26 protein-coding genes are annotated in these 23,397 nt (G+C 37.3%); 12 read left to right on the forward strand and 14 right to left on the reverse strand.

Annotated features, from left to right (window positions below; all coding sequences use genetic code 11):
- Nucleotides 1-7: 7 nt before the first annotated feature.
- Together K345_RS0108910 and K345_RS0108915 are read right to left on the reverse strand one after the other, a co-directional pair.
- The gene (locus K345_RS0108910; RefSeq protein WP_053228174.1) at nucleotides 8-973 is read right to left on the reverse strand and encodes a glycoside hydrolase family 43 protein; all 966 of its coding nucleotides are present in this window, start codon (nucleotides 971-973) and stop codon (nucleotides 8-10) included.
- A gap of 1 nt (nucleotide 974) precedes the next feature.
- Complete coding sequence (locus tag K345_RS0108915) at nucleotides 975-1,889, reverse strand: ArsR/SmtB family transcription factor (RefSeq protein WP_028973865.1); 915 nt, start codon at nucleotides 1,887-1,889, stop codon at nucleotides 975-977.
- Between the two features lie 183 nt (nucleotides 1,890-2,072).
- On the opposite strand from K345_RS0108915, the gene K345_RS0108920 reads away from it, so the two are divergent.
- The 4 genes from K345_RS0108920 to K345_RS0108935 all read left to right on the forward strand — a co-directional run bounded on the left by K345_RS0108920 (nucleotide 2,073) and on the right by K345_RS0108935 (nucleotide 5,851).
- On the forward strand, nucleotides 2,073-3,350 hold the full coding sequence (locus K345_RS0108920) for an extracellular solute-binding protein (RefSeq protein ID WP_028973866.1): 1,278 nt from the start codon (nucleotides 2,073-2,075) through the stop codon (nucleotides 3,348-3,350).
- A 66-nt stretch (nucleotides 3,351-3,416) separates the two neighbouring features.
- Nucleotides 3,417-4,298 carry a carbohydrate ABC transporter permease gene (locus K345_RS0108925; protein WP_028973867.1) on the forward strand — a complete coding sequence of 294 codons (882 nt, stop codon included), beginning with the start codon at nucleotides 3,417-3,419 and terminating at the stop codon, nucleotides 4,296-4,298.
- A 2-nt stretch (nucleotides 4,299-4,300) separates the two neighbouring features.
- Nucleotides 4,301-5,149: a carbohydrate ABC transporter permease gene (locus tag K345_RS0108930; RefSeq protein ID WP_028973868.1), complete on the forward strand. Its 849-nt coding sequence runs from the start codon at nucleotides 4,301-4,303 to the stop codon at nucleotides 5,147-5,149.
- A gap of 60 nt (nucleotides 5,150-5,209) precedes the next feature.
- Nucleotides 5,210-5,851 carry a carbohydrate-binding family 9-like protein gene (locus K345_RS0108935; protein ID WP_028973869.1) on the forward strand — a complete coding sequence of 214 codons (642 nt, stop codon included), beginning with the start codon at nucleotides 5,210-5,212 and terminating at the stop codon, nucleotides 5,849-5,851.
- On the opposite strand, the gene K345_RS0108940 is transcribed toward K345_RS0108935, so the two are convergent.
- Entirely contained in the window at nucleotides 5,843-7,363 is a 1,521-nt protein-coding gene (locus K345_RS0108940) for a YifB family Mg chelatase-like AAA ATPase (RefSeq protein ID WP_028973870.1), read from the reverse strand. The two genes, K345_RS0108935 and K345_RS0108940, sit on opposite strands and share 9 nt — an antisense overlap.
- Nucleotides 7,364-7,395: 32 nt before the next feature.
- Nucleotides 7,396-8,814, reverse strand: coding sequence for a DHA2 family efflux MFS transporter permease subunit (locus K345_RS0108945; RefSeq protein WP_028973871.1), 1,419 nt, complete (start codon nucleotides 8,812-8,814; stop codon nucleotides 7,396-7,398).
- A gap of 100 nt (nucleotides 8,815-8,914) precedes the next feature.
- On the opposite strand from K345_RS0108945, the gene K345_RS0108950 reads away from it, so the two are divergent.
- The 3 genes from K345_RS0108950 (at nucleotide 8,915) to K345_RS23855 (ending at nucleotide 10,370) form a co-directional block, all read left to right on the forward strand.
- Nucleotides 8,915-9,478, forward strand: coding sequence for a PadR family transcriptional regulator (locus K345_RS0108950; RefSeq protein ID WP_028973872.1), 564 nt, complete (start codon nucleotides 8,915-8,917; stop codon nucleotides 9,476-9,478).
- Between the two features lie 170 nt (nucleotides 9,479-9,648).
- Nucleotides 9,649-9,978, forward strand: coding sequence for a hypothetical protein (locus K345_RS0108955; protein ID WP_028973873.1), 330 nt, complete (start codon nucleotides 9,649-9,651; stop codon nucleotides 9,976-9,978).
- Between the two features lie 203 nt (nucleotides 9,979-10,181).
- Complete coding sequence (locus K345_RS23855) at nucleotides 10,182-10,370, forward strand: glycoside hydrolase (RefSeq protein ID WP_028973874.1); 189 nt, start codon at nucleotides 10,182-10,184, stop codon at nucleotides 10,368-10,370.
- Here K345_RS23855 and K345_RS20420 read toward each other — a convergent pair.
- Nucleotides 10,367-11,593, reverse strand: a complete 1,227-nt coding sequence (locus tag K345_RS20420) for an MFS transporter (RefSeq protein WP_211227855.1) — start codon at nucleotides 11,591-11,593, stop codon at nucleotides 10,367-10,369. The two genes, K345_RS23855 and K345_RS20420, sit on opposite strands and share 4 nt — an antisense overlap.
- Nucleotides 11,594-11,738: 145 nt before the next feature.
- Here K345_RS20420 and K345_RS20425 point away from each other — a divergent pair, with 145 nt between their 5' ends.
- Nucleotides 11,739-12,650, forward strand: coding sequence for an AraC family transcriptional regulator (locus tag K345_RS20425; RefSeq protein WP_053228176.1), 912 nt, complete (start codon nucleotides 11,739-11,741; stop codon nucleotides 12,648-12,650).
- A gap of 13 nt (nucleotides 12,651-12,663) precedes the next feature.
- On the opposite strand, the gene K345_RS0108975 is transcribed toward K345_RS20425, so the two are convergent.
- Nucleotides 12,664-13,452 carry a nitroreductase family protein gene (locus K345_RS0108975; protein WP_028973875.1) on the reverse strand — a complete coding sequence of 263 codons (789 nt, stop codon included), beginning with the start codon at nucleotides 13,450-13,452 and terminating at the stop codon, nucleotides 12,664-12,666.
- Nucleotides 13,453-13,543: 91 nt separating this feature from the next.
- Here K345_RS0108975 and K345_RS20430 point away from each other — a divergent pair, with 91 nt between their 5' ends.
- The 4 genes from K345_RS20430 (at nucleotide 13,544) to K345_RS23465 (ending at nucleotide 16,720) form a co-directional block, all read left to right on the forward strand.
- The gene (locus tag K345_RS20430) at nucleotides 13,544-13,729 is read left to right on the forward strand and encodes a winged helix-turn-helix transcriptional regulator (RefSeq protein WP_053228177.1); all 186 of its coding nucleotides are present in this window, start codon (nucleotides 13,544-13,546) and stop codon (nucleotides 13,727-13,729) included.
- A gap of 1,106 nt (nucleotides 13,730-14,835) precedes the next feature.
- Nucleotides 14,836-15,537, forward strand: a complete 702-nt coding sequence (locus tag K345_RS20435; RefSeq protein WP_037571672.1) for a helix-turn-helix transcriptional regulator — start codon at nucleotides 14,836-14,838, stop codon at nucleotides 15,535-15,537.
- Nucleotides 15,538-15,631: 94 nt separating this feature from the next.
- Nucleotides 15,632-16,036 (forward strand): VOC family protein, encoded by a 405-nt coding sequence (locus K345_RS0108995; protein ID WP_028973877.1) that lies wholly within the window; start codon nucleotides 15,632-15,634, stop codon nucleotides 16,034-16,036.
- Between the two features lie 300 nt (nucleotides 16,037-16,336).
- The gene (locus K345_RS23465; protein WP_028973878.1) at nucleotides 16,337-16,720 is read left to right on the forward strand and encodes a hypothetical protein; all 384 of its coding nucleotides are present in this window, start codon (nucleotides 16,337-16,339) and stop codon (nucleotides 16,718-16,720) included.
- 474 nt (nucleotides 16,721-17,194) lie between these two features.
- Here the strand turns inward: K345_RS23465 and K345_RS0109010 are convergent, their stop codons facing one another.
- The 8 genes from K345_RS0109010 to K345_RS0109040 form a co-directional block, all read right to left on the reverse strand.
- Nucleotides 17,195-17,689, reverse strand: a complete 495-nt coding sequence (locus K345_RS0109010; RefSeq protein ID WP_028973880.1) for a hypothetical protein — start codon at nucleotides 17,687-17,689, stop codon at nucleotides 17,195-17,197.
- Nucleotides 17,690-17,820: 131 nt separating this feature from the next.
- Entirely contained in the window at nucleotides 17,821-17,937 is a 117-nt protein-coding gene (locus K345_RS23860) for an ATP-binding protein (protein ID WP_425423291.1), read from the reverse strand.
- Nucleotides 17,938-17,949: 12 nt separating this feature from the next.
- A complete protein-coding gene (locus tag K345_RS0109015; protein ID WP_028973881.1) occupies nucleotides 17,950-18,213 on the reverse strand; it encodes a hypothetical protein in 264 nt (87 codons plus the stop codon).
- 90 nt (nucleotides 18,214-18,303) lie between these two features.
- A complete protein-coding gene (locus tag K345_RS0109020; protein ID WP_028973882.1) occupies nucleotides 18,304-19,710 on the reverse strand; it encodes an amidohydrolase in 1,407 nt (468 codons plus the stop codon).
- A gap of 9 nt (nucleotides 19,711-19,719) precedes the next feature.
- Nucleotides 19,720-20,289 (reverse strand): cysteine hydrolase family protein, encoded by a 570-nt coding sequence (locus K345_RS0109025; protein WP_028973883.1) that lies wholly within the window; start codon nucleotides 20,287-20,289, stop codon nucleotides 19,720-19,722.
- On the reverse strand, nucleotides 20,270-20,857 hold the full coding sequence (locus tag K345_RS0109030) for a cysteine hydrolase family protein (protein WP_028973884.1): 588 nt from the start codon (nucleotides 20,855-20,857) through the stop codon (nucleotides 20,270-20,272). Before K345_RS0109030 ends, K345_RS0109025 begins: the two co-directional genes overlap by 20 nt.
- Nucleotides 20,858-20,874: 17 nt before the next feature.
- The gene (locus tag K345_RS0109035) at nucleotides 20,875-22,212 is read right to left on the reverse strand and encodes an MATE family efflux transporter (protein WP_169714791.1); all 1,338 of its coding nucleotides are present in this window, start codon (nucleotides 22,210-22,212) and stop codon (nucleotides 20,875-20,877) included.
- A gap of 37 nt (nucleotides 22,213-22,249) precedes the next feature.
- Complete coding sequence (locus K345_RS0109040) at nucleotides 22,250-23,347, reverse strand: ABC transporter substrate-binding protein (RefSeq protein WP_083963697.1); 1,098 nt, start codon at nucleotides 23,345-23,347, stop codon at nucleotides 22,250-22,252.
- Between the last annotated feature and the right edge of the window lie 50 nt (nucleotides 23,348-23,397).

Below are 23,397 nucleotides of genomic sequence, written 5' to 3' on the forward strand. Positions count from 1 at the left end.
CCTTAATTTATCTTGACTCAGGTATAGGTTTCCCCAAAATGGGATATCCTTTCTCGTCCCAGAGTATTTTTTGTATTCTTGTATGTCGATTAGGATCGTCTAAAGGGTCACCGGCTGTGTTCTTATAATTACGAGCATGGTAGACAAGATAATCCTCACTATCATCTTCAGACTTTGTAAAACTATTATGTCCAGGACCATAGATATGGTTATCCTCTGAACTCTTAAAGACAGGATCCGAACTCTTTTTCCATGAATCAACATTAAGTAAATCATCTGTCACACTAGCAATGAGCATCCCCATACAATAATGATGATCTGTTCCGCTAGCAGAATAGGTTAAGAAAACTTTACCATTTCTTATTAAAACAGCAGGACCTTCATTCACTTCATGCAAATGTTGTTCCCATGAGAACTCTGGTTGACTAAGTAATAAGGGTTCCCCTTTTATACACCAGGGGCTTTCCATTTCAGCAATATAAAGGTTACTAATATCTGGAGTGGAATCAGGTTTCTGAGCCCAAACAAGATATCTTTTATTATTACATTCAAACACAGTGGCATCTAAGGTAAAATGAGTTTGTCCTGTATCAATTCTCCCTTTTTCTATCCACTCTCCCTGTAGAGGATTGTCAGAACTATTCTCTAACACATATTTATGAATGTTCCATGTATCTTTAGAATCACCAGCAGCAAAATAGATATACCACTTATTATCCAGGTAATGGATTTCCGGAGCCCAGATATGAGATCCCATCATTCCAGTAGGATGCTTATGCCAGATATTGACAGGACGAGCCTGTTCTAACTCAGCCAGAGTTTTACTTCTTCTGAGTTCAATTAAGTCATAGTCAGGGACTGTCCCTGTAAAATAGTAATACCCATCTTTATGCTTATATATCCAGGGATCAGCACGAAATGGGATAAATGGATTTGATAATCCTTCGATGACTAAATCATTTATCGTAAACATCTTATATTTCCTTCCATTTGATTTGAACTCGGATGCCCTGATTGTAATTACCAAAGCCTTTTCCAAATAATGTTAATCCACCACAGTTAACCGCTTCATTAGGAACACCGATTTTTAATGAAATATCTGCTGTATGATTTGTATTTATTTGGCTGATATCAATATCTGAGATCTTTAAACCATCAATAAATGTACCAGAATCATTAATGATTAACCTTTTCAATAACCCGAATTGATTGAGATCCTGATACCACCAACTTGGTGTTAATAAGCCCCGAGGTTCACCAAAATCACCGGGACTGGTCCAAAATCCAAGGAGGACATCATTGATGTGAAAATGAATATCTGAAGGATAGTTCTCATTAACACCCGGAGCTTCTGAGCTTAATTCAAAACTTATTTCCAATTCTTCAATGACTTGTTTTGGTTTTAAAAAATTCGGGATCCGATACTCTACATATCCCTGAGCAAGCCATAAAATACCTGCATTGATTCGATCAGGATGGGTAAAAAATCTGTTATCATCAAAACAACCAATAACGTGGTCAACTGTGGCAATTCCACAGGTTGGTGTTACATCAAAGTTAAAATAATGCCCCACATCAAGTTCAAGTTCATAAACAGAATCTTTTTTTATAGAATGTTTGAAATCAGCTACTAAGGTTTCATGAGTGAGACTACAAAGCTTTTGTGTTCCTTTCTTGCCAGTAGCCATTGTAATATTAATGAGGTTAGCCTCCTGGAGTAGCTTAATATGACTCGTTAAGGCGCCCTTGGTTAAATTCAAATGAGTGGCTATATCATTTATTTTCAACTGACCGTGTTCTGCTATTAATGACAGGATTTCCAGTCTGACATCAGAACCTAATGCTTTAAAAATGATGGAGCCATCACGAATATCTTTCAAATGTATCAAAGTTATCACCTATATTTCTGCTAGTTATAGTTTAGATATTAATAAATTAGTACATATATAATTTTAGAACAAGACTTTTATGTAATTAAATAGGGATTATATTTAGATATATCTATATTAGTTTAGATTTCTGTTGACCACAAAAAAAACTCATCATAAAGTGTTCTTGTAAGGAGAGTATGTATGATAAAGAGTTCAATTTGTAATCTTTTAAGGATTTTACTCATAGGAGTAATGATTCTATTTGCGGGATGTCAAAAGAATGGTAATGAAAATGAATCTGGTAAGAAAGTTACAGATATTACCTTTCTAACACCACTATCAGGTGCAGATGGATCTTATATGGATAAGATTATCCAAGGGTTTAATGAAGCAAATCCGGATATAAAAGTATCCCATTTCGTTGTAGAACAATCTACAGAATACAAGCAAAAGCTTTCAACAGGAGTATCAAGCGGCTCAGCTCCAGAGGTTGTTCTAATAAGAAAATTTGATATGCCACTATATTTTGATCAATTTGAAGAAATTCCAATAGAAGATTTGATGAATCATGGTATTGATACTAATGATATCTACCCTAACCTATTATCAGGTCTTGAAAGGGAAAACAGTATCCTTGGTATACCTTTAGATGTATGGATTTTTTATATGGCCTACAACAGAGCCAACTTCCTTGAGGCGGGACTTGATCCAGACAATCCTCCCATAAATAGAGAAGAATTTGTAGCAGATATGAAGGCTTTAAAGAGGATAACCCCCAAAGGAGTAACTCCCTATTACGAAGATTTAACCTGGGGTTGGATATGGGCCCATCTGTTATGGCAATTTGGAGGAGATTTTCTAAGTGAAGACTTTAAGAGTCCTGCTTTTAAAGAAAAAGGAGTAGAAGTCATCAAGTTCCTTATGCAATTGCAGGAGGAAGGAATCATACCAGATACTGTAGTAGATGCAGGTCCTGCCTTTGAATCGGGAGATTCTTCTGTACTGATAACAGGGGTATGGACAATAAATGCCTGGTATGAACTATTCGGATCAGACTTTGGATATGCAGCAGCACCTCAACTGGGATCAACTCAATCCGTCTTTGGAGGTTCCCATATTATTGCTTTAACAAAGGATGGAAATGCAGATCCTATCAAACGGGAAGCCTCTATGCGATGGGTTAAATACTTGTGGGATCATATGCTGGATTGGTACAGAGCTGGTCAAACACCCTCCAGAATCTCTATTGCAGAAAGCGATGAATTAAAAGAACAGCTGCCTTTGATTTGGACAGTGGCTCAACAAGTTCCTTATGTAAAATCATTTCAAATGTTTCCCTATATCTCTGAAGTTCAGGATGAAATATCCGTGTATCTTCAATCAGCCTTACTCACAAAAGAGTTATCACCAGAAGAAGCAATGGAAAAGGCCTCTGAGGCCGTACAGTATGTATTGGATGATTATTGGGCTATGCAGTAAGGAAGAAGAATGGGGAGATAATCCGGTTATTATCTCCCTCCTGCCTAACAGTAAAGAGAGGTCTATATGAAAAAAAATTTATCCCCCTGGTTATATCTATTACCACATCTAATGTTCTTTATGATTTTTATCTTTATTCCCTTAATTATTAACAGTGGAATTAGCTTTTTTAATTGGAGTTTATTAGGCAAGAAAGCATTTATAGGAATTGAAAACTATCGTCGGATAGCCTCAGATCCTCGATTCTGGCAAACGGTTAAAAACACTGTGATCTTTGCCGCCGTTAGTTCTCCCCTGGTTATTGTCACAGGCCTATTATTTGCCAGTATTTTAACGAAGGATATCAAAGGAAAACTCTGGATTCTTATAGCCATTGTCTCTCCCACTTTCTTCGGTTCCGTAGGAATACTAACAACATGGAAATGGATATTTGCCTCTCACCCCGGAGGTTTAGCCAATTACTACCTCAGTCATCTAGGAATTATTGATAACGCTATTTCCTGGTTTGGTACAAGCACTAGATCATGGATAATCATAGTAATCGTTACTATTTGGTGGATTGTCGGCTTTAGTGTTCTACTTTATATAGGGGCCTTGAAACGCATTCCTTCAGAACAGTATGAAGCCGCACAATTAGATGGTGCTGGTGCCTTTAGACGCTTTGTCTACATAACGTTGCCCTGGATCCGCAATGTTCTGTTCTTTGATATCATTAGGCAGATTTTATTAGCTTTTGGCCTATTTGATCAGGTGTACTTCTTTACAGAAGGAGGTCCGGCGGGTTCAACAAGAACCATGGTTTATTATCTATTTTCCACTGGAATCAATAGACAAGCCTTGGGCCGTTCTGCGGCTATTTCTTGGTATATCTTTGCTGTCATTTTAATATTTGCAGTGATCCAATTAATGGGAATGACCAAATCTATCTCAAATGCGGAGGATAACTAAATATGATTAAGAGAAAGACATTAGGAAATGCAGTATTATCTGTCTTTTCATGGATAATAGGCTTACTATGGTTCTCCCCCATACTATGGATGCTTTCGACCTCCCTTAAGCCGACAAAAGAAGCTATTCAAGAAGTCAAACCCCATTGGATACCGGAGCATATTACCTTTGAGAACTATTCCTATCTATTTGCCTCTATTAGCGGTATTAGTGTGACTAAGGGAATACTGAATAGCTTTCTAGTTGGACTACTGACTATTCTGCTTACTATTGCCGTGTGTATACCAGCGGCGTATGCCTTGTCACGACTTAAATTCAAAGGTCAAAGAACGATCTTTCTTCTGTATATCTGTGTACTAGCCTTCCCACCTATTTTGTTTTTAGTTCCTAATTATTTCATTGTCCATACCCTGGGGTTGATGGATAGCTTTGCTGCTTTAATCTTTCCTGCAGTGGGTGGCACCTTTGGAGTTTTCTTACTTAGACAGTATATGGTGGGTATTGCCAAAGATTTAGAAGATGCTGCCTGGATTGATGGATGCTCAAAGTTCCGATTCATGATTTCCATTGTGACACCCTTCGTTAAGCCTGCTCTGGTGGTTCTATCTTTGATGACCTTTATAAACTCATGGAATAACTTCCTATGGCCCTTATTAGTACTCAATTCCCCTCAGAAATTAACGTTACCAATAACCTTAGTTCGCTTTACCGCAGGTTGGGGTGATCCCTACCGGGGAATTGGGGTACTCATGGCAGGAGCTTTTATCTCTACGATTCCAACCTTAATCTTATTCTTAGGATTCTATAAATACCTACTAGAAGGAGTCACTGTAGGGACTGTAAGTAAGTAATATAAGATGATATTGTATCTCCCATAATGTAATTATTTACTTTTATGGGAGAAAATATCTATGACAGAACTTCACATAACACAGCTTCCCTATGTTACTCCAGATATAGAAGTTATAGGAACTTACCTAGAGGAGCACACACAAGAGCACCCCATTAATACTGTTAATTGGCAAGCTTATCCCTATACTCCGGAAGTTCATTTTTGGACAGCTTATAACAAGGATTCTCTTTTCATACATTATAAAGTTCAAGAAGATTACACAAAAGCAATTCACACAGACAATAACTCAGAGGTTCATAAGGATAGTTGTGTAGAGTTCTTTGTAAGCCCTATAGACGAGTATTACTTTAATTTTGAATTTAATGCCATTGGGACGAAATATGCGGCCAGAAGAAAGTCACGACAGGAATACCAATTCCTGGATCAAAACTCACTAGATAGAATTGAAACATTCTCATCATTAGGAAATACTCCCTTCTCTGAGGTTCAATTAAAAGATAAATGGACATTGACCATTAAAATCCCTCTGGACATTTTGTGGATAGATCGCCTTCCTTCAAAAGGGGACTGCTTTAGGGCCAATTTCTATAAATGCGGTGATGAATTAACACAGGCTCACTTTTTGACTTGGAGTGAGATAAACACTCCTGAACCAGATTTTCACAGACCAGAATATTTTGGGAAAGTGATATTAGAGTGATGTTGTCAGTGGCCATCCTGGTTCATTCCCATATTGTCGATACTTAATCGCTTCCCATAAGCAATTTTTGGTAATATTAGAACCATCATAATCACTAATGGTCAGTGCAAGCTTTAATACGGAATGCACAGCCCGAGAGCTTAGACCAGTATTTTTTACCTCTGCAAAAAATACTAATTCTAACTCAGATGGGAGCTTGATATATTGGGCTATCTCTCTACTTGATAAATGGGAGTTCAACTTACCATTATTACGCCTTATCTGGCGTTTCCAGGCTGCCTTTACATTATTCTGTACTATAAGGGTAGAATCTTCTGAGGATGGTTCTTTCAATAATTCCGCCTGATTTGTAGGAGATACGGGAATTCTAATATCAATACGATCCAGGAGAGGACCTCCTAATTTTTTCCAATAGGTTTCGATCTCTCTACTTGAACAAAGACATCTTGCGTCTAGTTTGCCTAAATTCCCGCAAGGACAGGGGTTTGCTGTCAATATAAGTTGAAAACGACTAGGGAACCAATACTCATTATCAGCTCTGGCCAAATCAACACGGCCGGATTCCAGAGGTTCTCTAAGGGCTTGTAAAAAAGAAGACTTAAATTCCGGAGCTTCATCAAGAAATAAAATACCTCTATGGGCTAATGAGACTTCTCCCGGTAATAATTCCCGACCACCTCCAATTAAACCTTCCCGGGAAGAAGTATGATGAGGCATCCTAAAGGGGCGCCTTAGGATTAAATCATGTCTGGTATTTGATTTTAAGGAATGGATTTGTGATACTTCCAAGATCTCTGTTTTAGTCATAGAGGGAAGCAAAGCGGGTAAACGCAGGGCCGCCATTGTTTTCCCACCACCAGGGGGCCCCCATAGGAGGAGATTATGATATCCAGAGGCAGCTATGCACATAGCTCTTTTCAAAGCCTTTTGACCATGAATATCTTCTAACAATAATTCAGGCTGACTTGGGGTATCTATTGATTTTGACCATTTAATTTTAGAATATTGACAGTCTCTTAGTTTATTGACTACCTCCGTTAAAGAAGTACCTAAGATAATATGTTCCCCAGGAAATAAGGAGGCCTGGGATACGTTGTCAGAAGGCAATATTAATGTAGATATTTCATTTTGTTTTGCCATTTTTATAGCACCCAAACTGCCAGGAACAGCTCTCACAGAACCGGAGAGCTCCAATTCTCCTAGAACCAGCATACTTCTTTCTTTAACGGTAATCTGCTTTGATTCTATCAAAATGGACAATGCGATTGATAGGTCGAATCTTGATCCAAGTTTTTTTAAACTGGCTGGAGCCAGGTTAATAACAATCCGGCCTCTAGGCATTTCAAATCCTGACTTTTTAAGTGCTATTCGCACTCGTTCACGACTTTCTCTAACAGCAGCATCCGGTAAGCCTACGATATCCATACCAGGAATACCAGGACGGATGTCAACTTCTATTAATACAAGATACCCTTCATATCCAACAGGACAATGGCTATATATGGTGTTCATACTAAGAGGACACTATTTTAGCCCTTATTGCTTCACCTTCCTCTTGTTAGTAAGTTACTAGATCTCTTAAACAGAAAGGTCACAAGAAAGCCAATAAAAATAATAAAAACAGATATGAGATAGATGTCATTAATACTTTGAATAAGGGACAGCTTATCATTGTTTATGAGGGGCATGATCTTCTTGTAATGTATGGTACGGGATGACAAAAGAGAGGTAAAGATTCCAATGGAAAAGCAACCAATACTCTGTGAAATCCAGTTATTAATAGCCGATCCATTCCCTGAGACCTTTCGATCTAAGGAGGCCATACCAAACATGGTAGTTGTGATAAGGGCCATGGCAATTCCTATATTTCTAAAGGCCAGACTCCCCATTATATAGAGATGACTGGTTGAGATTGAAGTCTTGGATAATAAATAGGAACCAATGCACATACTTAATATTCCTATCTGAATGATCATAACAGGTTTAACTTTATTATAGATTCTACCAATGATGATCGTTGTGATGGCCATAGCGAATGATGCTGGTAATAGCACCAACCCAGCGTGGAGAGCTGAACTACCCTGCCCATCCTGTAAGAACAGAGGTGTTAATAAAGATCCTGCATATAACCCCATGGTCACAATACCTCTCAATAACATACTTATGGAAAAGGTCGTATTTTTAAAAACACTTATATCGAGTATAGGATAGGTAGCATATTTTTGTCGCAACATAAAAATGACGAATAACACCAAACCACCCGTTATAAAAGTAAGAAACTTTATAGAGTCCCAGCCCCATATAGAAATATTACTAACCCCTACGAGCAATAATGTGGTAGCCATTATACTGGTTATAAAGCCAATAAGATCAAAACCTTCCGGGGGATTTAGCTTATAAAAGGGAATGGATTTAATAACTAATAAGGTAGTTATCAAACCTATGGGAATGTTGAAGATAAAGATTGATTTCCATCCGAAGGATTCAATAAGGAATCCACTCAAGGTTGGACCAATTGCAGGAGCGATTGTAAGGGCAAAACTAACAAGACTCATGGCTAAAGCTTGACGATGCCTTTCGATAACCTGATAAATGATAGACATAGAAGCAGGCATGGCAATTCCGTTAAAAATACCCTGTAGGATACGAAAAAGAATCAGGGTTTGAATATTAGTGGCAAGGGCGCAGCCGACGGAACTTAAGGTAAATCCTAATAAAGCCGTTACGTAAAGGTATTTGTAGCTGAACCTCTCCCCTAAGTAGCAAGTAATGGGGGCGATTATACCTGTGGCCAGCATAAATCCTGTTATAGTCCACCTGACCATATCCAGTGAGCTGTTAAAAGCAGCCATAAAATTAGGAATCGCAATATTAACAGTACTGGTAGAAAGCTGGGTCAGCACTCCTCCTATTAATAAACTGAATATCATTAAATTCTCATTACGCTTTTGCATTTCAACCATCAACACACCTTATATGTCAAAAAAGACATATGGCGATATTATAAAAGCCATGTTAATATGTCAATATATACATATCCATGAGTAGCGAGGAATCATTGTAATGAATAAATTAACCTATGGTCTTCTTAGTTTATTGGCTTCCGAATCATTAACCGGTTATGAATTAACCTCGAGAATCAAAACCTTCTGGCACACGAATCATAGTGCTATCTACCCACTACTCACGAATATGGTAAAGAATGATTTGCTTAGTTATGTATGGATAAAACAAAAGGGAAAGCCAGATAAAAAACTTTACTCAATAACCGAACAGGGCATCACAAAATTAAAAGAATGGATACATGATGATCTAGAGATGCCCACAAAAAAAGATGAATTAACGATGAGATTCTTTTCTATTCAGATATTGAATGATGAGGAAATACGACAATTACTGGGGAAAGCCAAACAGAGGTGCCTAACCCGCATAGATATGTATAATAAAAAACTTAGTGACTTAAAGAAGAAATTTGGAGATAAGTTTATGACTCTCAAGTCACCTAAGATCGGATCATTCCTCTTATTGCAAAAAGGAATAAAGGATGTTGAACTGGAATTAGAATGGTGTGAATGGGTTGAAGGACTGATTTCTAAGGAGGATAAGACTCCTATTAGGGAACTTTGATTATCTGAGGGAAATTCTAAATGATTAGTAAGACCGCATATAACAAGTGGGCCTCTTTCAAAATTCAATTAATTTGGTTACTATTCCAAACTCTAGACTCTTATAATCCCCTTTTCTAAATTTATATTGTATAGGTGAGACTAGGAATAGTACTTTAAATGGGAGACTGAATGATAATTATAGATTTTTTTAATAACCTACCTACATTACTTAAGATCGCATTTTCGAATTTACTGGTAGCTAGTGTAGCTCAATTTTTGTTATTTCCCATGATCGCCAATCTCATCAAGAAAAGATGTAGTAGTATTGGAATAGAAATGCAATCAAATCCCTATTTTAGCTTTGCAAGGCAGTCACATTTTTGGAAGGAAACTAAAGAGATAAATTCAAGAATCAATGACATAAAGGTAACTGAGTATCTAAGATATAGGATATATTTCTGGGGATATATCATCTTGTCCTTTATTTTCTGGTGTGTAGCCCTATTTACTACGGGGTAGTACTCTTATTATCAATACTCCCCCTTTCCTTCTACTTCATTGACTGTGATGCTGCCGGGGAATATTATGAGAACTACAACCCCCTTCATCCCACTACAAGCGAAGAGAGTCATAAAGCCTGGTTGAGAAAAGAAATTAGCCGTAAGCTCGGAAGGAGGAGATTCCTTTACCCTTCCTGAAATCCTTGTATCCTCAGGAGGTTATTGGCCACCGGAAGCCCCTGGGGATCGGATATGTATAAATTCAAGAACGAGGCAAAGGTCCAGGAACTATTAGAAATGTTCTACCTCAATCCTCCCCTATATAAAATGAGTAGGAATAGGCTGAAGGAGAAAAAGAAAGAGCTTATTCATAACTACCAGTCCTTTTTCCCCCTCCCGACTATCTACTAATGCCTAGACATCTGTATTTCCAGCAGATGGCCAGAGCCCCTAATATGTACCGTGCCTGCAATAAACTGACTGAGAAATCCAACAAAGCATACGCCTATCCAACCAAAGTGCTGAAAACTTAAGGCTCCTAATAAAGAACCTAATGATCCGCCTAAAAGATAAAAGACCATATAAATAGAAGTGACACGACTACGTGCCTCATCACTTAACTGATGGATTCTGGTCTGATTACTGACATTACAAGATTGAATCCCTAAATCAAGGAGTATGACACCAATAATGAGTCCAGAGACCTTAAATCCCCAAAAGGCAAAAACGACATAAGCAGCAATGATAACAACAATATTTATTCCCACAGTAAATCTTGGCCCCCTTTTATCCGAAAGCTTGCCTGCCAATGGTGAAAATAATGCACCTACGACTCCAACTAAACCAAATAAGCCAGCTACATCCGCCCCCATATGATAATTAGAACTTTGCAGTAAAAATGTTAATGCTGTCCAAAAGGCACTGAATGCAAGCATACCCATAAATCCAATAATTGAGGATTCTCTCAATACTGGAAACTGCTTCAGTAAAGAGGACATTGATTTTAGAGATTCGGTGTATTTAATATTGGAGTCTCCATATCTTTGGGGGAGAGCAAAACGTAATACCAACCAAAGCAACAACATACAACAAGCGGCTATGGCATAAATGTTTTTCCAAACCATATATTTTCCAATGAAGCCACTAACCACTCGTGATAGTAAAATACCGATCAACAAACCACTCATTATACTCCCAATTACCTTTCCCCTTTCCTTTGGTGATGACAGCTGTACAGCAAAAGGTATTATTAGCTGGGGAACAACAGAGCAAAAGCCAATTCCAAAAGATGCAAATAATGCTATGCTCATCGTTGGAGAGAAAAATAGTATTAACAGAAATATAAACGCCCCTGATAACATTGTCAGGATGAGTTTTCGTTTTTCCCAAATATCGGCCATAGGCAGAATTAGCAATAACCCTAAGGCATCTCCAACTTGTGTAAAAGTAGCCATCAGACCTGAATATCCTAATCCAATATGAAAATAAGCAGCAATTTCTGCCAACAATGGCTGAACATAATATAGATTGGCGACCGTCAACCCACTAGCTATAGACATAATCAGAATTAGGGACTTATTCAAAGAATCTTTTCCAGCCATTTTCGATTCTTGTTTGTACTCTACTCTATTCATTCACTCACAACTCCTTCTTAATTTTCAGAAAAAGCTTAATGAGTTTCCTAATATGGAATCCTGCCTGATGCATCCTCAGACTTGCCTATTTCTACCAAATGACCTAATCTCATGTATAAAATCCTAAAGGAGATACAAACTGGAAATGATCATTCAAGAGCTGAGAAAAATGGTTTATCCCATTATTGCATCAGAATTTAATGAAGAAAGAACAAGGGTAAGCAATCTTCTTTCCCATCTTAAGTTTTCCTATCTACAACAAGAAACGACTTTTGAGAGAATCATATATGAACCACTCATTAGCCTTATATTGCAAGGATCAAAAGAAACTATATGGAATGATAAGACTTTCAAGATAGGAACGGGGGATTGTCTATGCATCTGTCATGATATGCCTCTGATCTCCAGAGTCGTAGAATATCCCTATATGTCGATCGTTTTCCGTGTGGATATAAATATATTAAGAAGTCTGTATGATGATATAAAGGATGTTCCCTTTTCTTCCTTTGATAACAAAGCAGTTGAGGTTCATCAGCCGGATAATGAGCTCACTGATGCCTTAAAACGCTATCTTATGCTTGCACAATCTGAGGGTGATGTAAAAATAATGGGACCTATGATTATCAAAGAAATTCATTACAGATTAATCACAGGTTCATTTGGTCCCATTTTTAGAAATTTAGTTTACTTTAACAGTAATGCAAGTACGATTTCGAGAGCCATCACCTTTATTCGAAACAACTTCAACGACCGGATAAATATGCCTGAATTAGCAGGGACTCTGGGAATGAGCTCCACCTCCTTTTATAGGCACTTTAAAAAAATCACAGCCATAAGCCCTTTACAATATCAAAAAGAGATACGCCTCATTACAGCAAGGAATTTACTGTTAATGAATGCCAAAACAGTGACAGATGTGGCTTATCAAGTAGGCTATGAAAGTCCAAATCAATTTTCCAGAGAGTACTCTCATAAATTTGGAGTATCCCCCAAAGAAGATTTCAATAAGAATAAAATCCAAAAACAGAACTCTTTAGATATATATTCTCAAACATAATAGTTAATAGCCTTTACAACCAGCTTACCGTTCCTACTTTCCGGGGTGGTATCTTATAATATTTTTGATTGGTAGGTCCTAATATTAAAGCACCGCCTACGATGTATCCTTCAGGTACGCCCAAGACATCTCTTAGCTTAGGATCAGATTTACTTGCTGAGGTAACCAATCCAGCCCAGCACGCTCCCAGGTCCATGGAAGAAGCATGGAGTTCCATATATGTTAGTGCGATAGCACAATCCCCTTGGGCCCAAGTGTATTCTTCAGGACTATAAGCAACCACCAAATTAGGTCCCCCACGTAAAACGACATCCCTGCCTTGTTCTTCCATTTTAGTATAAATGGAAAGTCGTCTTGCTTTTGAAATCCAATCAAGGGTTAATGTCCTAATTCGCTCAAGCCGATCAGCATCTGCTATGATATTCCAACTCACCTGTTGAGAATTTGAGGCAGTAGGAGCCCTTCGTGCAACTTCCAGGAGTTGTTCAATTTGCTCTTTTGGTACAGGGGATTTCTTAAAGATTCTAACGGATCTTCTGGAACTTAGAAAATGACCGATAGATTTTGAATCAAGAGGAAGGTCATATACGGGCTTAAACTCATCCGGAGCCAACATAGAATGTTCAAAAGAGCCCTTTGAACATATTGCTACACAGTGTCCGCATAAGATACAGCTGTCTTTATCGGCTTCTACTCCATAGGGTAATTGTCCTTTGTCCTGCCTAATAATACCAACAGGACAATCCTTTACACAGGCGCCACAGTGAGTGCAGTTTTCTGAATCAATTGTTATAAATGACATGGTCTGTTCTCCTTCGGAAAGTTCTTTTTTTTAAGCTTGAAAATGATCATGTCACTCTATCACATATTCGTTCTAATACTTAGTACCTAAAATGTTGACTCAACAACTTCGGGAACTTGAAGCTTCCAGATTGATTTCACGTGAGGTTTATCCAGTGGTTCCTCCCAGAACGGAATACAGTTTGACTGACTTTGGAAGAACATTATTACCTGTATTGGATTCATTACACGAATGGGGTAAGACTCATATCTACAATGAGAAGACAGAAATAGAATGAAAGTAGAGAGTCAAAAGACGTAAGTTTCGCTTCAAGAATCCTTTCTACAATATTGATGCTAGAATGTGCTCCTGGGACTCCTTTAGAAAAAGAAAGGTGGAATTAAACTCCATGTCAAACGTAATCACTCTGGCTATATTCCTTCTGCTGTAACCATGACAAAGGCTAGTGAACATGAAATTATATCATCGTATTTAATAGAGGTATTTATTTTGTGACTAGGTGAAAATTTTTCTTGGAACAAGTCGATATGCCTTCATGACACAGATCTGGATAGTTATGATAGCCAAAGAAGCAAGTAGGCTGTCATGGCCAGAATATCCACCCTATTAAAAGTAATATATTCAAGTTCAGATTTTCAATCATTCAAATATAATGTTTATTTTCTTGGAAAATATCATACCCATATAATTTCCGCCTACTCTTACCCATGCATCAGTTTTTTTCTTATACTTTGTCGATATCGAAATTTTAAAGACAAAAGAGGTGATAACACCACTAAAAAAGGGGCCCTTCCATAAATATCTATACTCTATTTTGTCTATTATGTAATTATTATTCTTAGCCCAAATATTAATCAACTTCACAGCTGATTTTATCAGATATATATGTATAAAATAAAAAACTAACATTATCACAATGGTTAATATCATTTCTATATTCAATTTGCTTCCCCTTTAATGTCTGGATCTTCATTATTGGAACTACTTGTAAAAAAGGTTTTAAAACTATTACCTATTTCTTCAAAAAAGATATAACCACTTTTTTAAACAAAACAGAAAGGTCAACTGGTGCTGGCGAAATTGATACACAAAGCGTAACTTGGTATAAGGGTTCCTCCAGCTCCTATTTCTCCATAAATACCCTTTTTTAGTGTGACTAAGCCCATCCTTAATAGCTTTCAATAGATTTTTACCATACTGAATAGGATCCACATTAATAATAATGCTCTAAATCCATACCGAACCTCAACCACTATCTGTAACTACTTTTGTTGAGTTAAAATGATCCAAATGATAATAGCGTCTCTTAACCTCACCATATTTGGTATACTAGAGTCGGTAAAATTCAACTGTAGGAGAAATTCTGATTATGGAAGATCAAGTATGACTAGAACAGAACGACTGCTGGAACTCATTCAGATCTTGAGACGTAACAAATTTGCCACCTCAGGAGAAGAACTTGCAGAGGAATTGGGGGTCAGTCTTAGAACGGTTTATAGGGATATTGCCACCCTCAAAAACCAAGGAGCCCAGATAGATGGTGAAGCCGGCATTGGTTTTCTTCTAAAGCCAGGGTTCACTATTCCTCCCCTTATGTTCTCCAACGATGAGCTTGAGGCTCTTCTCCTTGGTTCACGATGGGTGGATGCCACTGTCGATCAAAAGCTTGCCCAATCGGCTAAAAATGCGATTGCCAAAATAAGCAATGTTCTACCACGTGATCTAAAACGAGAATTTGATACCTCCGCTCTCTGGATCGGAGAAAAGAAACATTCCGTTGAGGCGGATAGGATCATGGAGACGATCCGTATATCGATCCGTAACCGCCAGAAGATTACCATTGCCTATTGTGATGAGGCAAAAAATATATCAGAAAGAACTATATGGCCCTTCTTAATGGGGTTTATGGAATCGTGTCAGATTGTTGCAGCATGGTGTGAATTAAGAAAAGCTTACCGTAGTTTTCGATTAGACAGAATCTCCAAATGTTATTGTAACCAATCAAAGTACCCAAAGGATCGGGAGGACCTTTTGAAAGAGTGGCAAATGGACTCTCATATTTATCCTTCTATTATTGATTTCTAAGACTGCTGACAGAAATTGACAAAAGCAAGGTTGTGGAAGTGTTATTCTCTCTATCAGATTCACGTCATTGAAATGAGTATAAGGAGAAATAATAATGAATTTTGTATCTATTCGCCTCATCACAAATAATGTTGCTAATCTTGTTCAATTCTATGAGCAAATTACAAATTTGACTGCTATACGTTATACGGAGGACTTTGCTGAGTTGAAAATACCCTCATGTACAATAGCGATAGCTAGTACTCGTACCATTAAGGCATTTGGTAGTGAGGGAATCCATGCAGCAAACAACAACTCAACGATTATTGAATTCTTTGTTGAAGATGTTGACAAAACTTTTGATCAATTAAGAAAAATTGTGAACACATTTGTTATGGAGCCAACTACCATGCCCTGGGGTAACCGTTCCATTTTATTTAAAGATCCCGATGGTAACTTGATTAACTTTTTTACACCAACTTCGGAAGAAGCACTCAAGAGATTCACAAAGCCAGAATAAATTAGGTGATTCCTAGCCTACCCCCTGATATGATAAAATCAGGGTAGGCTTTTAAGATAACAGGCAAAAGGACTTAGCATTCAAGGGGATTCTTAGTGATATGCCCAAGAAAAGTATTTATATAATCTATCCTGAGTTCTTTGATATAAAGGGAAGAAATATTAGATGATACTAATTCCGTACCTACTTCACTTATATTTTCTCACTTTCAATGCATAAGGAAATAGAGTAGAGATAAGATTAAAATTGAACTATTAAAAGTCGTAATTTTGATTAGCATTTTATTGATAAGAGGCAAACATGAGATCAAGATACTTACTATTACTTGTAACACCAGTAACTATACTTCTAACTTATATGCTGACCTCGCATCTTCTATCTTCATTAGAATTTTCGCTAGATTCCTATTCTCTCCTATTAAAGGAGGATCACTATCTCAAAGTATTCTATTATCCTGCTTTAATGGCTATATATTGGATGTGGGAGCTCTTTACTTCAGATATGTGGCCTAATGGGGCATATTTAGCATTACTCATTCCTATTGCTAGTGTTGTTGGTATAGTTTTTGGCGTCCTAAGGTATCTTAAATCTAAGAAGTTAATATGGGTATTTATGTATGGAATTTCTTTGATACTCTATATGTTTATGGGGATTATTATAACTGGGATAGAAAATGGTTGTTGATGCAAGTTCAAAGCTGAGTATATAGCCATTATGGGTGCTCACATCCTTATGAATCGAATTGGAGAAAGTTATGTGGTTTAGTTGTCAATGCGGATATGGAATTCGTTTTGGGATGACATTGACAATACAATAGAAAAGTCAGGAACTTCGATTAAAGATAAGGAAATTGCTTGTATGAATTTACGTAAGAAAAATGTGAATACCAACGTATCGATGGATAGCGAAAACTTAGTAAGTTTTAAGCCGGAAAGTCAAAATACACCAAATAAAATATTTCATAGTGAATAGGGAAAATAGTCATCTGCTTTGTTCAAGAACATCCGTACTTGAATCTACATTCATATTTTATTTTAATTATCTACATACTTCGACTTTTAATAGGAGGATTACAGTCAAAAATGGCTTTTATCTTCCAAGAAAGCAGTTAGAGTATTTACTAAACTTTTGCCTAACTGCTTAAACTATTTATAAATCCTATAGTGCAGAGGATTCTGACAACTTATCAATCAACTGGTCTGCGACATATTTAACAAATTCGTTCTGCCCTTTATGAAGTAAATGAACATTTTTTGATAAGAAAGACATTCTACCTAATTCAAGTCCTTCTTTATCTGTGAATAAAACATCACATGTCATACCTAAATCTGAATCACCATATTTTCTAGTAATATTAATTAATATGTTAGCTTCATTTCCAGATTTTGCTATTTTAATTTGTCCTGAGTCTTTAAGTGCATAATACAAATCGTTGAAAAACTTTACATCATTTTTTGATTGACCTTCTGTGACTTTCTTTTCATCTGTTCCAGACTTCTCTTCAATCGTTATGTTATCATATTGAAAAGCTAAATTCCAACTTTTCACCATCGCCAACTTTTCTTGTTCATAAACCTTATCAACATCTACACTCAGACAACTAGTCAAGAGTACTGCTGAAATTACTAATAATAATACTATTATTTTTCTCATATATACCGCCTATTTTTTTTGCATTATATCAATGCAATATACTCTAAGTAAAGGCCATAACGTCCCGAGTTCAAACCTGAAAGAAAGTGCATATTCCTGTAAAAACGGATAGTAATGCCTATCATTTATAGTCAATCTTCAAGTTTGTTTTTCTTTTTATAAGACTTTCCTTTAAGCTCAATTCTAAAAGAATTGTAAACAAGACGATCCAGAATAGCATCATCTACTATAGTAGGTCTACCAATTATGTCGTGCCATGATCAAACAGTCATCTGTGATACAATGATAATAGGTTTTCTTTTATGCCTATCTTCAATAATTTCAAGTAAAGCCATACGACTTACTAAACCCAATTTTTCTAGTAGATCGGCGACAATTTTGATACAGTTTTTTTTAGATGGAATTAGCTCTTGATAATATTTAAACCGGACAGCAATGATTTTATTTATAAGAGGCAAACATGAGATCAAGATACTTACCATTACTTCTAACTTATATGCTGACCTCGCCTCTTCTATCTTCATTAGAATTTTCGCTAGATTCCTATTCTCTCTTATTAAAGGAGGAGGCAGCTTAAGTCAGCTGCTTCCATTATTGACAGTACAAGTAAATCACTAAGGGATTGGTGATATATACTTCTCGTCTTGACAACGTTCCTTTAGTTCTGCTTTAGCATAATCAACCAATTTGTGATTTTCAATCAAAGATATACCAGTCATGGCAAGAACTTTAGCAGCATAGATAATACCCTTATGTGCCAAAGTACTTTTTCCTTGTGCAACCACCTGCCAAGTATGTTCCATGGAATTAGCAATCCATGTCAAACCAGCAATCTGACCAGTAGGACAAATCCAAGATACATCACCCACATCTGTAGAATAAGCCTGACAAATATTATTTGGTGTAAAGGGAATAATGAAATCATTAACGGGCAATCCATACTTCTCCCGGATCCAAGCCTTATCTTTGGAATCAGCCCGTTCGACAACGCCCTCTAATGAATTGACCATTTCTTTCATGGACTTCTGCCATTGTATTCCTTCATTCAACTCTTGTTCTGTAATTTCTCCAAAAGGAATTTGCTGCATTTTCTCAAATAGTAATTGTCCTAAAAAGTCATTTGGAATGATGTTAGAAGTCGCTTTAACAAATACTTTTTCACACAGAGTTTCTGTCATAAGTGCAGCACCGTCGGCTATCTTATCCAATCGCTTTTTTATGTCCCGAACATCTTTTAGCTTTGGTGCTCGAATTAGATACAGTACTTCTGCATAAGGTTGAACAATCCCGGGCATGTTCCCACCACTATCTGTAATCGCATAATGAATACGCGCATTGGATACAACATGTTCTCGTAAATAATTACAGCCAACATTCATTAGTTCAACGGCATCCAAGGCACTTCTTCCAAGATGCGGAACTGCTGCAGCATGTGCACTGGTTCCGTAAAATTTATATAGAATCTGCATATTGGCCAGAGACGTTCCACTGGATACTGCATTATAATCTGATGGATGCCATGACAATGCTATATCCACATCATCGAAAACACCATCTTTAACCATAAACGTCTTCCCTGCACCCCCTTCCTCTGCGGGACAGCCAAAAAAGACGACGGTTCCTGAGTTTGGATTATTCTCAAGGAATTTTTTAATTCCTAAGGCAGCAAGTAATGATCCCGAACCTAGAAGATTATGACCACAACCATGACCATTTTCCATGGTCGGATCCTTTTTTTTCTCAAAGCTTCCAGCTAATTGACTCATACCTGCCAATGCATCATATTCACCTAATATACCAATAACTGGGTAACCACTTCCGTAAGTCCCCTTGAAAGCCGTCGAAATATTTGCAAGATTCTGCTCAACTATAAATCCATTTTCTTCCAATATGGGACAGATCTGTTCGACGGCATAATTTTCCTGATATTTTAATTCAGGAAAATCCCATAACTGGTCACTCAACTTAAAGATATCCGCACTTTGCTCTTCTAACCAATCAAGTATTGATTTTTTATCCATCATGTCTTCTTAGTCTAGGTCCCGAACAGAGATTACAGAATTACTCTGAAAATAATTAATGCTGTCAAATACAGCTTCCGCATCTTCCACCGAACTATGAGTACCGCATGCTTCTCTAACAACATGAATATGATAGTCCATCTGATGAGCTTCGACCGCTGTATAGTGGACACAAATATCAGTCATACCACCACAGATAAACAAATGCTCTGTTTGAAGTCCACGTAACAAAATCTCAAGATCCGTACCAAAAAACGCACTATAACGACGTTTTTGTATAACATATTCCCCATCAATCGGTGCTGTTGGTTCCCAGAAAAAGCTATCCTTTTCCAAACAGTGGATATTTTCGGAGCCATCCAATTCCCGACCAAAATCCACTAAATCATCACGATGCAATTCTATAACATGTATAATAGGAACGTTTCCCTTTTCTCGGAAATATTCTGTAACTTTCTTCACATTTTCATGATAAAAATCTCTGGATTTTCTTTGGTCATCGCTTTTGTATATTTCAGGAGGATTTTTGGAATCCTGCACATCAACAAGTAATAGAGCACTATTTTCTGGTATTTGCATCGATAACTTCCCCTTCCAAAATATCTGCCGTTGTAATGTTCGAATCACGCTGTAGATACTTCATATTTTTAAGTGAATAATTATGAGCTTTCCATGTTGATCCAGTCACACAATCAGAAACAACATAAAAATGATAATCATACTGATGGGCATCAACAGCTGTAAAATGAACACATACATCTGTTAATCCGCCAATAAGATATAGATATTCTGCTTTCAAACCTCTTAAAAGAATATCTAAATCTGTTCCGATAAAGGCACTGTAACGTCGTTTTGATACAAGATAATCCTTGCCTTCGGGCTTTGTCAGAGGATGGTATTCAACCGATCTTGTGCCCTCCAGACAATGCAGTCCCTCTGTTCCATCTAGTTCACGACCAAAATCCACATGATCTGCACGATGGACCTCTCTTATCTGAATTACTGGTAAATCATGCTCCCTAAAAAAGCTTATGATTTTAGGTGCATTTTGATAGGTAGAGCTGCCTTCCATTACAGGAATATCATCTTCATCATTTCCGTCCTGCAAATCAATAACCAATAAGGCACTGCCTTTTAATATATTCATAAAGTTATCCTTCTTTCCTAAAGTTGCTGAGCCCATTTCATGGTTCTGGACCTATATATGCCCAAGGGCAATTTGTACAATTCAACGATGACGAAAACGAGATAAACAACAATCAACGGAAGATGTAGAACCTCTCCGAAAATAAACGTCAATGGTAATCCAATGAGCCAAATTCCTCCCACATCCATCAACAATACAAATTTAACATCGCCACCACTTCTTAATAGCCCCTCGACATTCATTGAATTAAAACAATGTATAATTACAAAACAGCTCATAGCTAGCAGACACTGGCTTAAGTATTCACCTGTCAGCGTTCCTTTAAGCTGATACAGTTCCAAAATTGATCCTCTAAGGAAAAACAAAACTATTGACACGACTCCACCCACCATAAGAGCTAGTTTATGAAAACGGCCCGCAAGCAATGCCAATTCGTCCTTATTCCCTTTTCCTATTTCATTACCTAAAATAACAGCTCCAGCTCCAGAAAGACTAAGAGCAAAAGTCTGTTCCAATGTTTGTATCGTGTTCATGATACTCATGGCAGCTAACTGTGCCGTGCCCATTCTCCCATAAATCACAAAATACAAGGTGGTCCCGATTCCCCAGAACATTTCGTTTCCGGCTAAGGGAACCGCTTTGTACAGAAATTTTTTAAAGTCCAACTTTGTGTATTTGAACATAGTTGGTAGTTTTTCCATAATCGGATTTCGACTCGCTTTCAAATATATAAGCAATACCATCAATTCTGCGGCTCTAGTTAAAACCGTGGCCAGAGCCGCACCTGTAACACCTAACGCCGGCATTGATAAATGACCAAAAATAAAAATATAGGATATTACCGTTGTAACGATGACAGAAAGAACGGACGTAATCATTACTATTTGAACTTTGGTAATGCCCCTTAGCATATAATTAATGGGGTAAATGAAACTCAATAATAAATATGATAAGGATACAGTTTTCAAATATGCTACACCATTCTCAATAACCTTCTGATCATCGCTAAAGAGGGATAGACACTGTCTTGGAAACAACCACGTAGCCAATGTGACGATCACACCGAGTGCGACCGTAATACTCAAAGTCATACCCATTGTTCTTCTGAGACCGTCAATGTCATTTTTCCCTTTAAATTGGGATACAAACATCACACAAGCACAGCTAGTTCCATATAAAACAAGGAAATAAATGGAATAGATTTTATTTGCAACCCCAACAGCTGCCACTTCTGTTACACCAAGTCGGCTGACCATTGCCTGGCCTATAAAATTAACACTTGCTAAGAGCAAAGATTGTATCATCAAGGGAAGAACAGTTCTGAATGTCATTTTGTAAAATGCCTTGCTATCCATTTTGTTCTTCCTCTCAATAACAGCAACTTTGCTCTTATTACATTTTGTTGCCTGCATTTAATTTCACTTCAGACCATACTTCATCATAAATCAAGGAAGCATCACCAATTCTTGACATATATTTTGCTGTTTTATATACACCTTCCTCAGGATAAGAGATATCAAGCAGATCTTGAGAAATTCCTGATTTCAATGCCATATCTTCAACTTCAAGGTTTGTATATCCATAACCCCAGTTTGTATCCTCGCCTTTTCTTGTCAGGTACTCAGTGCTGATAACTGCATTGATAAATGCATAAGCTCCATCCATGTTAGCGTCTTTAGGAATGACAAAACTATCAATGAAACGATGTTCCCCCTCAGTTGGATTGATGAACGCCCAGTTGTCCATTTCTTTTGCTGCTTTATATTCATCACCAGTTGCTGTAACAAGAACATTGACTTCACCGCTTAACAATAATTTGTATCCTGAATAGGTAAAGGTCTTGATATTCGGTACCAACTCAGATAGCTTCTCACCGGCAGCACGAATTTCATCTTCCTTGGTGGCATTAAAGTCATTTCCATTTACAAGGTTTGCAATGGAAAGAGCCATTCTTGCATCAGCTGTGTAGGCAATTTGATTTTTCAATTCCTCATTCCAAAGATCTGCATAGCTGTTGATTTCAGTTTTAATCACATCACGATTAACTAATATCCCGATACCACCACCTGAATAAGGGACAGACCATTTATCGTCTGGATCATAGGTAGGACTTAGATATCCGGTGCCGATTTTTGAATAATTATCCAATTTTGATGTATCGATTTCTTCAAGCTCGTCCTGTGCCACTAATGCTTCGATAATGTAGTCTGAACTCATGGCCACATCATATTGGGTGCTGTTTGACATAACTTTTGTTTCCATTTCTTCAAGACTTGAAAAGGGAGTATAATTAATTGTATACCCTGTCAGTTCTTCCAATTTTTCAATCGCACTGTCGTCAAATCCGGACCAAGCTAAAAGATTCAGCTCTTTTGAACTCTCAGACGCTGTATTTTCTGCTGTCTGAGAGCTATTTGCTTTTTTACCTTCACAGGCGGTAATACTTATTATCAGCGTTACTATAATCACTGAACTCATTAACTTCTTCATCCTATTAACCTCGCTCTCTAAATATTTATCTTGATGGAAAAACTTCCTTC

Source organism: Spirochaeta cellobiosiphila DSM 17781, assembly GCF_000426705.1.
In the GTDB taxonomy this organism is placed as follows: Bacteria; Spirochaetota; Spirochaetia; order DSM-17781; family DSM-17781; genus Spirochaeta_E; species Spirochaeta_E cellobiosiphila.

Bases quoted from the DNA above. Each gene is read 5' to 3' on its own strand.
- K345_RS0108910 (WP_053228174.1), bottom strand. From the start codon at position 973: ATGTTTACGATAAATGATTTAGTCATCGAAGGATTATCAAATCCATTT.
- K345_RS0108920 (WP_028973866.1), top strand. From the start codon at position 2,073: ATGATAAAGAGTTCAATTTGTAATCTTTTAAGGATTTTACTCATAGGA.
- K345_RS0108925 (WP_028973867.1), top strand. From the start codon at position 3,417: ATGAAAAAAAATTTATCCCCCTGGTTATATCTATTACCACATCTAATG.
- K345_RS0108930 (WP_028973868.1), top strand. From the start codon at position 4,301: ATGATTAAGAGAAAGACATTAGGAAATGCAGTATTATCTGTCTTTTCA.
- K345_RS0108935 (WP_028973869.1), top strand. From the start codon at position 5,210: ATGACAGAACTTCACATAACACAGCTTCCCTATGTTACTCCAGATATA.
- K345_RS0108940 (WP_028973870.1), bottom strand. From the start codon at position 7,363: ATGAACACCATATATAGCCATTGTCCTGTTGGATATGAAGGGTATCTT.
- K345_RS0108945 (WP_028973871.1), bottom strand. From the start codon at position 8,814: ATGGTTGAAATGCAAAAGCGTAATGAGAATTTAATGATATTCAGTTTA.
- K345_RS0108950 (WP_028973872.1), top strand. From the start codon at position 8,915: ATGAATAAATTAACCTATGGTCTTCTTAGTTTATTGGCTTCCGAATCA.
- K345_RS0108955 (WP_028973873.1), top strand. From the start codon at position 9,649: ATGATAATTATAGATTTTTTTAATAACCTACCTACATTACTTAAGATC.
- K345_RS20420 (WP_211227855.1), bottom strand. From the start codon at position 11,593: ATGAATAGAGTAGAGTACAAACAAGAATCGAAAATGGCTGGAAAAGAT.
- K345_RS20425 (WP_053228176.1), top strand. From the start codon at position 11,739: ATGATCATTCAAGAGCTGAGAAAAATGGTTTATCCCATTATTGCATCA.
- K345_RS0108975 (WP_028973875.1), bottom strand. From the start codon at position 13,452: ATGTCATTTATAACAATTGATTCAGAAAACTGCACTCACTGTGGCGCC.
- K345_RS20430 (WP_053228177.1), top strand. From the start codon at position 13,544: ATGTTGACTCAACAACTTCGGGAACTTGAAGCTTCCAGATTGATTTCA.
- K345_RS20435 (WP_037571672.1), top strand. From the start codon at position 14,836: ATGACTAGAACAGAACGACTGCTGGAACTCATTCAGATCTTGAGACGT.
- K345_RS0108995 (WP_028973877.1), top strand. From the start codon at position 15,632: ATGAATTTTGTATCTATTCGCCTCATCACAAATAATGTTGCTAATCTT.
- K345_RS23465 (WP_028973878.1), top strand. From the start codon at position 16,337: ATGAGATCAAGATACTTACTATTACTTGTAACACCAGTAACTATACTT.
- K345_RS0109010 (WP_028973880.1), bottom strand. From the start codon at position 17,689: ATGAGAAAAATAATAGTATTATTATTAGTAATTTCAGCAGTACTCTTG.
- K345_RS0109015 (WP_028973881.1), bottom strand. From the start codon at position 18,213: ATGAAGATAGAAGAGGCGAGGTCAGCATATAAGTTAGAAGTAATGGTA.
- K345_RS0109020 (WP_028973882.1), bottom strand. From the start codon at position 19,710: ATGGATAAAAAATCAATACTTGATTGGTTAGAAGAGCAAAGTGCGGAT.
- K345_RS0109025 (WP_028973883.1), bottom strand. From the start codon at position 20,289: ATGCAAATACCAGAAAATAGTGCTCTATTACTTGTTGATGTGCAGGAT.
- K345_RS0109030 (WP_028973884.1), bottom strand. From the start codon at position 20,857: ATGAATATATTAAAAGGCAGTGCCTTATTGGTTATTGATTTGCAGGAC.
- K345_RS0109035 (WP_169714791.1), bottom strand. From the start codon at position 22,212: ATGGATAGCAAGGCATTTTACAAAATGACATTCAGAACTGTTCTTCCC.
- K345_RS0109040 (WP_083963697.1), bottom strand. From the start codon at position 23,347: ATGAAGAAGTTAATGAGTTCAGTGATTATAGTAACGCTGATAATAAGT.